At 71.3% G+C, this 14,073-nt stretch carries 10 protein-coding genes; 5 read left to right on the forward strand and 5 right to left on the reverse strand.

Annotated features, from left to right (window positions below; genetic code table 11):
* Window positions 1-91: 91 nt before the first annotated feature.
* Window positions 92-859, forward strand: coding sequence for an LPS export ABC transporter ATP-binding protein (gene lptB / locus DEIMA_RS07500; protein WP_013556633.1), 768 nt, complete (start codon window positions 92-94; stop codon window positions 857-859).
* Between the two features lie 21 nt (window positions 860-880).
* Window positions 881-2,512 carry a DUF3084 domain-containing protein gene (locus DEIMA_RS07505; protein WP_013556634.1) on the forward strand — a complete coding sequence of 544 codons (1,632 nt, stop codon included), beginning with the start codon at window positions 881-883 and terminating at the stop codon, window positions 2,510-2,512.
* Window positions 2,513-2,581: 69 nt separating this feature from the next.
* Here DEIMA_RS07505 and DEIMA_RS07510 read toward each other — a convergent pair whose 3' ends face one another.
* Window positions 2,582-3,640: a M36 family metallopeptidase gene (locus DEIMA_RS07510; protein ID WP_013556635.1), complete on the reverse strand. Its 1,059-nt coding sequence runs from the start codon at window positions 3,638-3,640 to the stop codon at window positions 2,582-2,584.
* A 154-nt stretch (window positions 3,641-3,794) separates the two neighbouring features.
* Here DEIMA_RS07510 and DEIMA_RS16880 point away from each other — a divergent pair, with 154 nt between their 5' ends.
* A complete protein-coding gene (locus tag DEIMA_RS16880; protein ID WP_013556636.1) occupies window positions 3,795-4,868 on the forward strand; it encodes a hypothetical protein in 1,074 nt (357 codons plus the stop codon).
* Window positions 4,869-4,977: 109 nt separating this feature from the next.
* On the opposite strand, the gene DEIMA_RS07525 is transcribed toward DEIMA_RS16880, so the two are convergent.
* Together DEIMA_RS07525 and DEIMA_RS07530 are read right to left on the reverse strand one after the other, a co-directional pair.
* A complete protein-coding gene (locus tag DEIMA_RS07525) occupies window positions 4,978-5,316 on the reverse strand; it encodes a hypothetical protein (protein ID WP_013556637.1) in 339 nt (112 codons plus the stop codon).
* A 271-nt stretch (window positions 5,317-5,587) separates the two neighbouring features.
* Window positions 5,588-6,988, reverse strand: a complete 1,401-nt coding sequence (locus tag DEIMA_RS07530; protein ID WP_013556638.1) for a lipase family alpha/beta hydrolase — start codon at window positions 6,986-6,988, stop codon at window positions 5,588-5,590.
* A gap of 178 nt (window positions 6,989-7,166) precedes the next feature.
* Here DEIMA_RS07530 and DEIMA_RS07535 point away from each other — a divergent pair, with 178 nt between their 5' ends.
* Window positions 7,167-8,378 (forward strand): cysteine desulfurase-like protein, encoded by a 1,212-nt coding sequence (locus tag DEIMA_RS07535; RefSeq protein ID WP_013556639.1) that lies wholly within the window; start codon window positions 7,167-7,169, stop codon window positions 8,376-8,378.
* Between the two features lie 59 nt (window positions 8,379-8,437).
* Window positions 8,438-10,462 carry a thioredoxin domain-containing protein gene (locus DEIMA_RS07540; protein WP_013556640.1) on the forward strand — a complete coding sequence of 675 codons (2,025 nt, stop codon included), beginning with the start codon at window positions 8,438-8,440 and terminating at the stop codon, window positions 10,460-10,462.
* Between the two features lie 57 nt (window positions 10,463-10,519).
* Here the strand turns inward: DEIMA_RS07540 and DEIMA_RS07545 are convergent, their stop codons facing one another.
* Window positions 10,520-11,893 (reverse strand): S8 family peptidase, encoded by a 1,374-nt coding sequence (locus DEIMA_RS07545; RefSeq protein WP_013556641.1) that lies wholly within the window; start codon window positions 11,891-11,893, stop codon window positions 10,520-10,522.
* Window positions 11,893-14,055: a fimbria/pilus outer membrane usher protein gene (locus tag DEIMA_RS07550; RefSeq protein ID WP_013556642.1), complete on the reverse strand. Its 2,163-nt coding sequence runs from the start codon at window positions 14,053-14,055 to the stop codon at window positions 11,893-11,895. The genes DEIMA_RS07545 and DEIMA_RS07550 overlap by 1 nt, the downstream gene beginning before the upstream one ends.
* Between the last annotated feature and the right edge of the window lie 18 nt (window positions 14,056-14,073).

Genomic DNA, 14,073 nt, shown 5'->3' on the forward strand with positions numbered 1-14,073 from the left:
GCGGCTCACGCCCGCGCGCGCAAACCCGTCATTCGGCACGGCCGGATCGTCTCACAGGCGTCCGAAACGCGCGTGCTACGATTGCGGCGACATGACCGCCGCAACCGCCCCCCTGACCGCCGAAGTCGCCCACGCCCCGCAACTCGTCGCGTCCGGCCTGAGCAAAACGTACGGTCGGCGGCAGGTCGTGCGCGGCGTGGACCTCACCGTGCGGCGCGGCGAGATCGTGGCGCTGTTCGGCCCGAACGGCGCGGGCAAAACCACCACCTTCTACATGATGGTCGGCTTCGTCCGCCCCAACACCGGCACCATCACCCTCGGCGGGCGCGACGTCACCCGCCTTCCCATGCACGAACGCGCCCGCGCGGGCCTCGGGTACCTCCCGCAGGAACCCAGCGCGTTCCGCCGCATGACCGCGCGCGACAACCTCCTCGCCATCCTGGAGTACACCAACCTCAGCCGCGCGGAACGCGAGGCGCGCGCCGACGCCCTCCTCGACGAATTCGGCCTCACCGCCCTCGCGAACAGTTACGCGTACCAGATGTCCGGCGGGGAACGCCGCCGCCTGGAACTCGCCCGCTCCCTCACCACCGACCCGGACTTCCTGCTGCTCGACGAGCCGTTCACCGGCGTCGACCCGAAAAGCATCCGCGAGATTCAGCGCCTGATCTTCGAATTGCGCGACCGGCGCGGCATCGGCGTGTTCATCACGGACCACAACGTCCGCGAAACCATCGCCCTCACTGACCGCGTGTACCTGATGTACGACGGGCAGGTGAAGTTCGACGGGACGCCGCAGGCGTTCGCCGCCGACGAAGACGCCCGCCGCCACTACCTCGGCGACGACTTCGAGCTCTGAGTCGGGGAAGGGGAGAACGCGATGCTGTGGCTCTTCGTAGCCTTCGTGGTGCTGCTGTCGGGCTTCGTGGCGTACGCCGCCGACAACATCGCCCGCCGCGCCGGCCGTAAACACCTGCGCCTGTTCGGCCTGCGGCCCAAAACGACCGCCCTGATCGTCGCCGTCGCCAGCGGCATGGGCATCAGCCTCGCGTCGGTGCTCGCGTTCGCGCTCATCAACCGCCAGGCCATCGCGAACATCACCCAGGCGGACCGCCTCCGCGTCGAACTCAACACCCTGAAAGCCGGCGTGCGTGATATCCGCACGCAAGCCCAGACGGCCCGGCAGGAACGCGACAAGGCCCTGCGCGACGCCGAAACGCAACGCGCCGCGCGGCAGCTCGCCATCACGCAACGCGACCGGGCCGCGCAGCAGCTCGCCAGCGCCCAGCAGGAACGCGCCCGCGTGGAGCAGCAGGTGTCCGGCCTCGCCGACAAGATCAACCGCCTGAACGCCCTGCGCGCCGAACTCGCCACGAAAGCCGCCACCGGCCAGCGCGCCCTACAGCTGACGCTCGCCCAGGCCAAAACCCTCGACGCGCGCCTGCAGGCGCTCAGCGCGCAACTCAGCGAACTGGAAGCGTCGCGCCGCGACCTGAACGACCGCGTCCGCCAGGCCGACGCGCGCGCCCAGGCCGCCGAAACGGACGCGCAGGCCGCCAGCGCCCGCGCGCAGGCCGCGCAGGCCCGCGCCGCGCAGGCCGAACGCCGCGTCGCCGACGCCCAGACCCGCGTCACTGACGCGCAAGCGCGCGCCAACGCCCTCGAAACGCAACGCCGCACGCTCGAAACGCAGCTCGGCACTCTCGCCGCCGACAAAGCCCGCCTGAGCGGCGAACGCGACCGCGTCGTCGCGCAGCGCGACCAGGCTGCGCGCGAACGCGCCACGCTCCAGCAGGACATCAAGAGCCTGCGCGCGCAGCAGGAAGCCCTCAACAACGAAAACAACCGCCTGCGCAGCGACCTGCAGCGCACCCAGGCCGCGAACGACGTGCTCCGCGAGGACTTCACGCGCGCCACCAGCGAACTCGCCGCGAGCCGCAACGACACCATTCTCTTCCAGAAAGGCGAGATCGTCTTTCGCGACACCGTCGCGTCCGTCCGGAACCTCCCGGACTTCCTGCGCGCCGCGAGCGCCAGCGTCACCGCGCAGGGCGCGCGCGGCACGCCCGCCGCCGTCCTCTCCGAACGCGCGCAGACGCAACTGCAGACGAAACTGCGCGGCCTGAACGCCAGCGCCTTCGTCGTGTGCCGCAGCGCCACGAACGTCGCCGTCGGCTTCCAGGTGGAACTCAGCTGTGACGCGCGCAGCAACAACGTCCTGTACCGCCGCGGGCAGGTGATCCGCACCGTCACCCTGAACCTCGGCGGCGACCCGGTCGCGCTGCGCGTGCAACTGCTCGACCTCGTGCAGGACGCTGTCTCGGACCTTGTCTCGCGCGGCCTCCCCCCGGAATCCGTGCTGGACCGCGGCCTGAACACCGCCGAACTCCTCGACCTGTACGGGCGCCTCAGCACCCGCACGGGCGGCACGGTCCGCGTGGGCATCGCCCCGCGCGACGAGGTCCGCCCGAGCACCCGCAGCGTGGACCTCTACCCGGTCATCCTGAATTAGGTCCGCAGACAAAACGCCCACCGCCCCCAAGACGAGAGCGGCCAGCCTGGAGGTACCCGCGTCCGCGCGTTACTGCGCGGCGATGCCGCGGGCGCGGAACGCCTGACGGACCAGGTCCGCGCTCGCCCGGCCGTACAGGCGTTCCGCCGCCGTGACCGTCGCGTTCGCTGCCGCCACGAACGTCGTGTCCGGCGCGAACGCGAACTGCGCGTTCACGATCACGCGGTCCGCGCGGTACGCCCCGAGGGCCGCGCGGATGTCCCACAGGGCCCGCGACCACACCTCGCCGTCCGCGTGCACTTCTCCCACGAGGTCCGCGACCGTTTTATTCGTGTCGACGCGCCGCAGGCAGTGCGGGGCGCTGCTGTACGACGTGGAGTCCCAGTCGCCCACGCACGCCGGACTGGTGCGCACGGGCATGCCGTACTGCTGCGCCACCGCGAGGCCCACGCTCACGGCGAGGTAATCGCCGAACGCCTCCCCGATCGCGCCCGCCTGCGGTGACGCCCCGAACCCCGGCACCTGCGCGGCGTGCACGGCGTGCCCGTATTCGTGCACGATCACCTCGCCGTCCTCGGCGTCGTCCACGCCGCCCTTCCCGAACCGCAGCTCGTCTTTCGTGTCCGTCTGGAAGCTGTTGTCCTGCCCCCACTGGTTGATGCGGACATGCTGCGGGCGCATGTTCACCGGCGGCAGGTCACCCGTGCCGAACCCGAGGCTCTGCAGGTACTTCTGCGCTTCCGTCACCCAGAAGTACGCCATCACCTGCTCGAAGCGGTCGTCGTGGCGCGTGAACGTGAACGTGTTCGTCGGGGAGTACGCCGCGTCGCCCGTTTCGCTGCGCACGACCGCGTACGCCCCGCGCAGGTACCCGCTCCCGTCCAGGTTCGACAGGGCCACGCGCGCGTACGCGCTCGCCGGGACCGCCGCGTCCGCGTCGTTCGCGTCCGTCAGCGTCTGATTGCCCGTGACCTGCACCGGGTTCGGCAGGAACACGCTCGCCTGCCCACCCCCAGCATTCGACGGGACCTTCGCGCCCTGCGCGCCCAGTACCCCGGACGGCGCAGGCTGAGTGCACGCGGCCAGCAGCGCCGCCCCGAGGGCGAGCAGCCCGATTCGCTTCACCATGATTGTCACCTCGAATATCACAGTACGTCCCGAGCGCGACGAGCACGCGAAAGGTAAGGTTCATCTAAGGTCGCGCCCACCAAGCTCGCATGGACCACGCCCACAATGATCAGCAATGTTGCGTCGCCCCAGGCGGCGTGACGCAGGAGGCACCATGACGTACCAGGAACCCCGGCAACGTATGAGCAAACGGTCGCTGCTGCTCGTGAGCGGCCTGTCCGCCGCGCTCGGCAATGACCAGATCCGGCAGCAGATCCTTCAGGTGATCCGTGACGCCGCCCAGGGCGCGCAGACGACCCTCGACACCACCGTCAAACCTGCCGTGGGCACCGCCGTCGGTACGGCCATGCACGTCGCGCAGGACGCCGCGAAGCACGGCGTGAGCGCCGCCACGCACCTCAAGAAGGAAGGTACGGCGCTCGCCTCGCACCTCGCGAGCGCCGCCACGACCGCGGCCACCACGGCCGCCAGCACCGCCACGAGTGCCGCCGCCACGGTGGCCGGCACCGCCAGTGACGTGGCCGAGGGGGCCGCACGCGAGGTGCGCCAAGTGCGCCATCACGTGTACGCAGCGCAGCGCGAGTTGGGGCATGATGTGCAGGTGAAAGCGAAACGTTACGAGAAGACCGCCAACAAACGCCTCCGCGAGCATGACAAGAAAATCGCGCGTCTCGAAGCGGAAATCGAGCGCCGCACGCAGTCGCGCGGCGGGAGCGGCATGGGCACGCTGCTGCTGCTCGGCGGCGTGGTCGCCGCGGGCGTCGCTCTGGTGCGCATGCCCGCCCTGCGCGAGAAGCTGATCGGCGCCGTGGAGGGCGTGAACCCGGACGCGGCGCAGACGCTGCGCGAGCAGGGCCACGAACTCGGGAAGGTCGTCGGCACCATGTGGATCGAGCGCACCGCGCCCGCCGCGGCGCCCGCGCCCGCGCCGAAACCCGTCGCGCAGACCGGCTCGAACTGGGGCGGCTCGCCCAGCCCGAACGCCCCCGCGGCGGACGGTGCGAAGCCCGCTCAGGCAGAAGCGCCGAAACCGGCGGCGGAAGCGGCAAAACCTGCCGCGGAAACCGCGAAGGCCGACGCCAGCAAGCCCGCAGCGGCCCCGGCGAGCACCAGCAAACCCGCCGAGACGGCCAAGCCCGCCGCGGAGCAGGCGAACACCCAGCCCGCCGCGAAGACCGACAAGAGCGCACCCGACAGCAAGGGCGCCACGTCCACCCCCAAGAACTGACCTGAGGGCACGAGGAAGGGCGACGCCGACATGTCGGCGTCGCCCTTCCTCGTGCCCTCAACCTCCCCAGAGTCAACCGGGCGCCGCGCTCGGAGGTCGGTGTGCCCGCTTACCAGGGCGTCCCCTGACGCCCCTGCTGCCAGATCCAGAGGCCCAGGATGCAGGCCAGGAGCGCGGGACAGAGCAACAGGGTGAGGACGATGGTCAACGCTGATGGTGACGAGTCGGCGCGGCACATGACGAAGGTGGTCGTACAGGTCACGGGCATGCGTTCACCCAGGCGGGGAGCGTCCCGTACAGCCGTCAACTTCGCAGTCTGCCGGTTTTCGAGCAGGACCGTCACGTCGTAGGACGTGTTCCCGCGGTTGTGCCGCGCGGAGATGTCCAGAGCGACGCCGAGCGTGTGGATTTTGGGGGCCTGCAGAAAGCTCAGTTCGTCGTGCGCCACCAGCCACCACCTCGAGGCTCACGACGGAGGTCAGCAGGGTCTGCGCGGCCACCAGCACGAGCCGGCGGAGGCTGCCGCGCGGCGTTGCCTGCGGCGGCTTGGAGGGTTGAGGCGCGTCCCGGTGTCGACCCGTGGACCGCCCCCATGCCGTCCGACAGGTCGACCTTCCTGCACCCGGTCAGGGCATCAACCCGGGCGCTTGCGCGCCGGGAAAACGACCGGCTGACCTGCCGAGCTTGCCGCCCTGATGGATTGGCCGGCGATTCCGGCGTTAGTTCAGGGTGGCGAGGAACGCCGCCTGGTTGCGGTAGAACGGCAGGACGTTCCGGAAGGTGATGTTACCAGTGATGTCGATGTGGTCCCAGCCGTCGAGCGTGCCGAGGTCGTACCACGCACCGCGCGCGGGCGTCTGGCCGGTGTACTTGAGTGTGGGGATGCCCATGTTCAGGGGGGCGGCCATGCTCTTGACGGGAACGAGGCCGTCATTCGCCCACCAGGTCTTGTCGTAGCGGATCTGGCCGGAAGGGGAGGTGCCGCTCATGTTGCCGAGGCCGGGCGCGAGCGGCCACGCGAACGGGTACGAGGCGGGGAGCATGACGGGGTTCTGCGTCGGGAGCGGGTACTCCCAGCCGCTGAGGAGGCCGGGGGTGCTGGCGCGGGTGTTCCAGCTGAAGTAGTACACGTTCGGGCTGAGGCCGACGGCGCGGTTCAGGGCGGCGGTGCCGTCGGGACTGAGGTCGTACGCGGCCTGGTCCTGCGTGGTCCAGATGGCGGAGTTGAACACCCGCTCGGCGTACGCGGGGTAGCTTTCGCCGCTGCGGCGCGCGAGGCCGTACTGCCCGAGGTCGAAGTCGTAGATCATGTTGTCCGGCGCGACCCCGGCGGATTGCGCGAGGCTGAGGATCAGCGTCTTGAACATGGGGATCATGACCTGGAGGTTGTCGGCGGCGGGGCTGCCGCTGTTGGGGGTGCTGATGGTCATGACGGCGCGAACCCACCCGACCCGCCCGCCGTCGTAGAGGGGCGCGTGGCCGCTGCGGGCGCGTTCGGCAGCGGCGCCGTTCTCGAGGAGGTGCACGAGGTAGCGGGCGGTGGTGCCGCCCATGCTGTGCCCCACGAGGTTGATGGGGTGCTGGGCGTCCCACTGCGGGTACAGGCCGGGGTAGCACTTCCGGGGGTCGCGGCGGTCGTGATGGAACTGTTGCGCGCGCGCTTCGCCGTAGTCGACGCAGCCGCCTTTGATCTGGAAGTAGAGTTCGACGGCGCGGTCGTAGTTGCTGCTGATGGGGCCCATAGACGCGGTGTAGGTGGGGTACCCCTGCGCTTTGAGGTCCTCCTGGATGTCGTTGAGGCCGCCCCAGTATTTGATGGCGCCGCCGAACGCCTCGGTGCGGCCGAAGCCGAGCATGCCGTGGACGAGGACGATGGGGATGGCGCCGGCGGGGGCGGCCTGCGTGTGGAGGCCGCCCCCGGGGTACGTGCGGGTGAGGTCGGTGGTGGGGGTGGCGCGGGTCGTTTCGGGCGGGGTGCTGGGGACGTTCGCCTGGCGCTTGGCGTACGTGTCGGCGGTGCCCTGGGCGCTGAGGGTCCCCGTGGTGGGGGTGGGCGTCTGGGTGCAGGCGACGAGCAGGGCGGCAGTCAGGGCGGCGGTGGTGAGGTGGCGTGCGGTCATGGTGTCCCCCCCGGGAGCATGAGCGCGAGCGGACAGCGTGTGCGCTCGGCAGATAGGCGAGGCTGCGCGGGGCAGCGTCCTTGGACGGATTGGGTTCGGTGCGCCCATCTTGAATTGAACTGCGTTCAGAAATCAACGTGAGGTTTCCTCCCCACGCTGCGGGGGTACACTCCACGCAATGCCCATCACCGCTTTCGACGCGGCGCGCGCCCGCGCGCACTTCCCGCAACTCACCGCCGACCACGCCTTCCTCGACAACGCCGCCGGCAGCTTCACGCCGGAGCATACGCACCGCGCGATCCTCGCGCACCTTCAGGACCTCGGCAGCGTCAACGCCGGCATGGGTCACCCGCACGGCGACCGCGTCCTCGACCTCAAGACCCGCGCGCGCGCGGCCACCGCCACGTTCCTGAACGCGCACCCGAACGAGGTCGCGCTCGGGCCGAGCTCCACCGCGCTCGCCTTCCGCCTTGCGGGCGCCTTCGCGCGCCTCTGGGGCCCCGGCGACGAGATCATCATCAGCGAACTCGAACACGAGGCGAACGCCAGCCCCTGGCGCGAACTCGAACGTCAGGGGCTCAAGGTGCACCTCTGGCGCGCCCGCACGCCCGACATGACCCTGCACGTCGAGGACCTCCGGCCGCTCCTGAACGCCCGCACCCGCCTGCTCGCCGTAACGGCCGCGTCGAACACCCTGGGCGTCACGCCCCCCGTCCGCGAGGCCATTCAGGTGGCCCACGAGGTCGGCGCGTGGACCGTCATCGACGACGTGCACGGCGCCGCGCACCACCTCCCGGACGTGCGCGCCTGGAACGCCGACTTCGTGACGTTCAGCCCGTACAAGGTGTTCGCGCCGCACCTCGGCGCCATGTACATCCGCGGGGAGCTGCTCGCGCAACTGCCCGTGCCGAAGCTCAGCTTCATGGCGGACGACAACATCAGCAAGATCGAGCACGGCACCGCGCCGTACGCCAGCCTCGCCGGGTGGCTGGGCGCCCTCGACTACCTGCGGGACCTCAGCGGCCACGACGCGCTCACTCGCGCCGCGCTGGGAGAGGTGTACGCCGCTGCCGACGCCCACGAACGCGCCCTCACGGACCGGGTCCTGAGTGGCCTGCGCGACCTGCCGCACGTGACCCTGTACGGCCCGCAGACGACCGAGGGCCGCGTGGCCACCTTCGCGATGCGCGTGCAGGGCCTCACCCCGCACGAAACGGCGCTGAAGCTCGCGCAGCGCGGCGTGAGCGTCGCCGCCGGGCACTTCTACGCCGTGCTGCCCATGACCCGCCTCGGGCTGATGCCGGACGGCGTCGTCCGCGCGAGCCTCGCGCACTACAACACCCACGACGACATCACGCGCCTGCTGGACGGCCTCGCGGCCCTCGCCTGAAGCGAGCGTGAAGATGCGCAGGCGGGCGGCGCCACACCGCCCGCCTGTACCCTGAGCGCATGAACCGCCTCGGAAACGCCACCAGCCCCTACCTGCAGCAGCACGCGGACAACCCCGTCGACTGGTACGAATGGGGAGATGAAGCCTTCCGGGCCGCCCGCGAACGCGACGTGCCCATCCTGCTGTCCGTCGGGTACGCCACCTGCCACTGGTGCCACGTGATGGCCCACGAATCCTTCGAGGACGCGCAGACGGCCGCGTTCATGAACGAGCACTTCGTGAATGTCAAAGTCGACCGCGAACAGCGGCCCGACGTGGACGCCGTGTACATGCGCGCCGTGCAGGCCATGACCGGCGCGGGCGGCTGGCCCATGACGGTGTTCCTCGCGCCGGACCGCCGGCCGTTCTACGCGGGCACGTACTTCCCGCCGCGCGACGCGTACGGCATGCCGTCCTTCCGCACGGTCCTCGCGAGCGTCGCGAACGCCTGGGCAGACCGCCGGGACCAGCTGCTCGGCAACGCGGACGCCCTCACGGAGCACGTCCGCGCCATGAGCGCCCCGAAACCCGCCGCGGACGGCGCCCTCCCGGAGGACTTCGCGCCGCGCGGCCTCGACAACGCCCGCCGCACGTTCGACGCGCGCCACGGCGGGTTCGGCAGCGCGCCGAAATTCCCCGCGCCGACCTTCCTGACGTACCTGCTCACGCAGCCTGACGGGCGCGACATGGCCGTGCGCACCCTCGACGCCATGATGCGCGGCGGCCTGATGGACCAGCTCGGCGGGGGCTTCCACCGCTACAGCGTCGACGAGCGCTGGCTGGTGCCACACTTCGAGAAGATGCTGTACGACAACGCGCAGCTCGTGCGCGCGTACCTGCGCGCGCACGTCGTCACGGGCCGCGCGGACTTCCTCGACACCGCCCGCGCCACCCTCGCGTACATGGAGCGCGAACTGCTCACCCCCGAGGGCGGCTTCGCGTGCGCGCAGGACGCCGATCAGGAAGGCATCGAGGGGAAATTCTTCGTGTGGACGCCGCAGGAATTCCGGGACCTGCTCGGCGCGGACGCCGACCTGGCCCTGCGGCACTACGGCGTGACGGACGCCGGAAACTTCCAAGACCCACACCACCCGGCGTTCGGGCGGCGGAGCGTGCTGAGCGTCGTCACGGACGTCCCCGAGCTCGCCCGCGCGTTCAGCCTCGGCGAGGACGACGTGCGCGCCCGACTGGGCCGCGCGCGCGAAACCCTGTTCAGCGCCCGCCGCGCGCGCGCCCACCCGGGACTGGACGACAAGGTCCTGACGTCCTGGAACGGCCTGGCCCTCATGGCTTTCGCGGACGCGTACCGCCTCACCGGCGAGACGCACTACCTCGACGTGGCCCGGCGGAACGCCGACTTCGTCCGCGCGCGCCTCACCGCGCCCGACGGCGCACCCCTGCACGCCTACCGCGCCGACGTACGCGGCCTGCTGGAGGACGCCGCCCTGTACGGCCTGGGCCTCGTCGCACTGTACGCCGCCGCAGGAAACCTGGAGCACCTGCAGTGGGCGCGGGCCCTGTGGGACCGGGCGCGCCGCGACCACTGGGACGACGCGGCGGGCGTGTTCTACAGCAGCGGCCCGGACGCCGAGGCGCTCGTCGCGCCCACCACCGAAACGTTCGACGCCGCCATCATGAGCGACAATGCCGCCGCGTGCCTGCTGGGGCTGCACATCGACCGGTACTTCGGCGAGGACGAGGGCGCGCGCATCACGGCGCGGGTGCTCGCGGGCACCGCGAACGACATGCTCACGCACCCCAGCGGCTTCGGCGGGCTGTGGCAGGCGCACGCACACCTGCACGCACCGCACGTAGAGATCGCGCTGCTGGGCACGCCCGAGCAGCGCGCCCCGTTCGAGCGCGCCCTCGCCGCGCAGGACCTCCCGTTCGTGACGGTCGCGCCAGCCGAGCGCGGCGGCGGCCTGCCGTTGCTGGAAGGCCGCGAGGGGAACGGCGTCGCGTACGTCTGCCGGAACTTCACCTGCGACCTGCCCGCCCGCGACCCCGCCGCCTTCACGGCGCAGCTGCGCGCCCTGCAAGGCTGAACGCCCGAGGCGGAGGGGGCGGCCCTGTCCGGAGCCGCCCCCTCCGCCCTGCGGCGCTCACGGCAGGGTCATCAGGCGCGCCACATCCAGACGCCCACCCGTGACGGTACGCCCCTGCAGGGACGCGGTCGGCGTGACCGACGCGAGCAGCGCCGCTTTCAGGGCGCTGGGGCTCACGCCCGGGTGCGTGGACGCGTACAGCGCGGCGGCGCCCGTCACGAACGCGGTCGCCATGCTGGTTCCGTCCGCGGTTGCGTACGTGCTGCCGTTCACCGTCGAACGGATGCTCACGCCGGGCGCGCCAAGGTCCACGCTGCCCGCCCCGGTGTTCGCCCACGACGGCAACGCCCCCGCCTTGTCGATGGCCGTGACCGACACGACGTTCGGCAAGTCGTACGCCGCCGGGTACGCGGGCTGCGCGTCCGCGTTCACGCCGTTGTTCCCGGCGGAGGCCACGAACAGGATGCCCGCGTCGTTCGCGGCGGAAATCGCGTCGTACAGCGCCTGCGACGGCGCGCCCGACCAGGAGCTGTTGATCGCCACGACGTTCACGCCGCGGTTCACCTTCAGGTCCGTGAGGTACGCGATAGCGCTCACCGCGTTCGCCGTGTCGCCGTACCCGGACGTCCCGAGGAACTTCGTGGGGATCAGGTTCACCGCCCAGTTGACGCCCGCGACGCCCTGCGCGTTGTTCGCGCGCGCGCCGATGATGCCCGCCACGTGCGTGCCGTGCTTGTCGGCGTTGCCGGTGTACAGCGCGCTGCTGCCGTCCGTGAAGTTCCAGCCGCGCGTGTCGTCCACGTAGCCGTTCCCGTCGTTATCCACGCCGTCGGCTGGGTCGGCGGGGTTCGTCCACACCTGCGCGGCGAGGTCCGGGTGGTCGATCTGCACGCCGGTGTCGACCACGCCGACGTACACGCTGGCGCTGCCGGTGTACCCACGCGCCCAGGCAGCCGCGGCGCCCGTCCCGTAGGGGCTCGCGGGCTGCGTCGTGGACCCCTGCAGGCCCCACAGCGTGCTGTAGAAGGTGTCGTTCACGATGTACGCGCCCTGCGGCGTGTACGTGTGGTTGCGTTCCGCGTACGCGACGGTGCCGCGGGCGCTCAGGGTGTGCAGCGCCTGCGCTTCGCGGCCGCTCGGCACGGTGAGGCGGTACACGTCACCGCCGGGCGTGAGCCGCTCGGCGCGCAGGAGCAGCGCGCCCAGGCCGAGCGTCTGCGCGTTCAGGGGGGTGCGCGCGCGGACCTTCACGATCAGTTCGCCGGGGACGTCCGCGGGGACGTTGGCGGGCGCCGCCCACAAGCCGAGGTCGTCTGCGGGGAGGGCGCTGGTCGGCGTGGCGCCCTGCGGTTGGCTGCAGGCGGCCAGCAGGACGCTGAGGGTCACGGCGAGCGCGAGGGGACGGGACGCGGACTTGGGGAACTTCGGCATCAGGGGGGGACCTTTCTGAGGAGGGGCGGGTCAGGTGGGGCGGCAGGTGAGCGGCTGCGAGGCGCGGACCACGCCGGACGCCGGCAGCGTCGCCGGGAACGCGCACGGCGCCTGCCCGGGGGGGTGAGCGTGAAGGTGTACGTCCCGGCAGGCGGGCCGCTCAGGTACAGTTCGCCGCGGTCGCCGACCACGAACGTGTCGTCGTTCAGGGTGACGAGCGTGCCGAGGGGGACGGCCTGCCCGTCGGGCGTGAGGACCGTGACGACGAGGCCCGTTTCGACGTGCGTTTCGAAGCGGAGCTCCACGGCGCCGCGGTACGGCGCGCTGAACTTCAGGACGCTGCTGTTGAGTTCCGCTTCGAGCGGCAGGTCGTTGAGGCGCACCCGGACGGTGTTCGTGCGGTACGGCTGCAGGGGCCCGAGGACCGCCCAGCCGCTCGCGTCGGTCGTCGCGGCGGGGGTGAGGTTGCCGTTGAGCATCAGCGCGACGTTCGGGTACCCGACGTACACGCGCGCGAAGCTGCCCAGCGTGGACCGCCCGAACCGCACGCCCTGCGCGTCGAGGGTGACGCCGCCTTTCAGGGCGACCTGCCCGCGCGTCTGGGTGGGGGAGGCGCTGGCGTTCACGTTCATGTCGAAGTACCGCCCGCGGTTCGCGAGCGCGAAGCTCTGCGCGACGTCGTCGTGCCCGTACGCGACGGCGGTCGTGCCGGTCGCGGCGCGCGTGAGCGTGCGCGGCCCGCGCCCGTCCGTGCTGGTGCTGACCTTGCTGTTCCCGCCGAACAGGTACTCGCTGGTCAGCGCGAGCTTCACGCGGTTCGTGAGTAGGCCCGTCGCGGACAGGTTCAGCGTGAAGTCGTTCGTGGGCTGGTAGGTGTACTGCACCCCGAGGCTGCCGGTCCCCTCGCCGGAGGTGGCGAGGGTGTACGCGTACGACACGCCGACGTTGTGCCCGCGCGCGACCGTCATGGACGACGCCAGCGAGAACCCCAGCTCCGGGGCCAGGCCGAGCGTGCTGAGGCGCGCGCGGTCGTCGTCGACGCGCGTGAATCCGGGCGTTCTGACGTGCACCTCGCCGAGGGCCAGCCAGTCCTTGCCGCTCACCTGCGCGCTCAGCTGCCCGTACGCGCCCCAGCCGAGCCAGCTGCGGCTGCCCGCGCCGACCAGCGTGACGTACGCCGGGCCGACCGCCACGCGGTTCACGACGCCGAACAGCGCGGCGTCGCGCGTGGCTTCGGCCTGTGCGCCCACCGTCCATTGCGGCGTCACGCCGTACGCGACGTCGCCCTGCGCGAGCCACCGGTCGATTTTCGGCGTGTAGCCGGCGCTCGCGCTGTAGGTCCAGCCGCCCGCGCGCAGCATGTCGGGCTGCGCGTAGTACGCCTGCGTGAAGTTCGTTTTGGTGTGCAGGACGTCCTCGACGTCCACGTGGAGCGTGCCGAACGCCCCGTGCGGCTGCAGCCCGTCGATCTCGTATGGCCCGGCCGGGAGGCGTTTGGTGTAGAGCCATCCGTCCGCGTCGTACACGTCCACCAGGCTAGGGCGGGTGAGGGTCCCGCGTACCGTCTGGTCCTTGCGGGTGCTGCCGGACACGTCATCCAGGGACTGCACGCGCACGCCGTACAGCGGCACGGCGCCGCCCCACAGGCGCGCGCTCGTCTCGACCGTTCCGGCCCGCACGCGCAGCGCCTGCTCCGGCAGGTCGTACGCCCCTTCGGCCGTGAAGCCGCTCAGGGTCACGTTCGGGTAGGCCTGCACGTTCAGGGCCGCCTGCGCGGAGAAACGCCCGGCGGCGCCGCCGACGAGGACGTTCCCGGACAGGGCCAGACCCGTCTGCGCGCCGAGCACCACGGCGTAATCCATGAAGCCGCTCGGGACGCTGAAGGTGGGCGCGACCGCCCCGGCGGCGTCCCTGAGCGTGATGCGGGTGAGTTGGAAGCGTTCCGGGCTGGCGTTGAGGTGCAGCCGCAGGTTCTCCTCGTCGACGCGCACGGCGTCCACGAGGTCGTTCAGGAGCACGTACGGTTCGTCGTTCACGCACTGCGCGTCGCGCTGGTGCAGGCGCAGCGTACCGGCCGCCTGGGCGTTCACGTACGCGCGCTGCCCGTCGGTGAGCACCAGCACGGGGGGGTGCTGGGGCACGTCGTTCACAACGACGTCCATGGGGAGGGGGTGGAGGTT

Origin of the sequence: Deinococcus maricopensis DSM 21211 (genome assembly GCF_000186385.1) — a bacterium.
Classification (GTDB): Bacteria; Deinococcota; Deinococci; order Deinococcales; family Deinococcaceae; genus Deinococcus_B; species Deinococcus_B maricopensis.

What these genes read in the sequence shown, in the direction of transcription:
- DEIMA_RS07535 (WP_013556639.1), top strand. Translation starts at nt 7,167, where the DNA reads ATGCCCATCACCGCTTTCGACGCGGCGCGCGCCCGCGCGCACTTCCCG.
- lptB (WP_013556633.1), top strand. Translation starts at nt 92, where the DNA reads ATGACCGCCGCAACCGCCCCCCTGACCGCCGAAGTCGCCCACGCCCCG.
- DEIMA_RS07505 (WP_013556634.1), top strand. Translation starts at nt 881, where the DNA reads ATGCTGTGGCTCTTCGTAGCCTTCGTGGTGCTGCTGTCGGGCTTCGTG.
- DEIMA_RS07530 (WP_013556638.1), bottom strand. Translation starts at nt 6,988, where the DNA reads ATGACCGCACGCCACCTCACCACCGCCGCCCTGACTGCCGCCCTGCTC.
- DEIMA_RS16880 (WP_013556636.1), top strand. Translation starts at nt 3,795, where the DNA reads ATGACGTACCAGGAACCCCGGCAACGTATGAGCAAACGGTCGCTGCTG.
- DEIMA_RS07545 (WP_013556641.1), bottom strand. Translation starts at nt 11,893, where the DNA reads ATGCCGAAGTTCCCCAAGTCCGCGTCCCGTCCCCTCGCGCTCGCCGTG.
- DEIMA_RS07550 (WP_013556642.1), bottom strand. Translation starts at nt 14,055, where the DNA reads ATGGACGTCGTTGTGAACGACGTGCCCCAGCACCCCCCCGTGCTGGTG.
- DEIMA_RS07510 (WP_013556635.1), bottom strand. Translation starts at nt 3,640, where the DNA reads ATGGTGAAGCGAATCGGGCTGCTCGCCCTCGGGGCGGCGCTGCTGGCC.
- DEIMA_RS07540 (WP_013556640.1), top strand. Translation starts at nt 8,438, where the DNA reads ATGAACCGCCTCGGAAACGCCACCAGCCCCTACCTGCAGCAGCACGCG.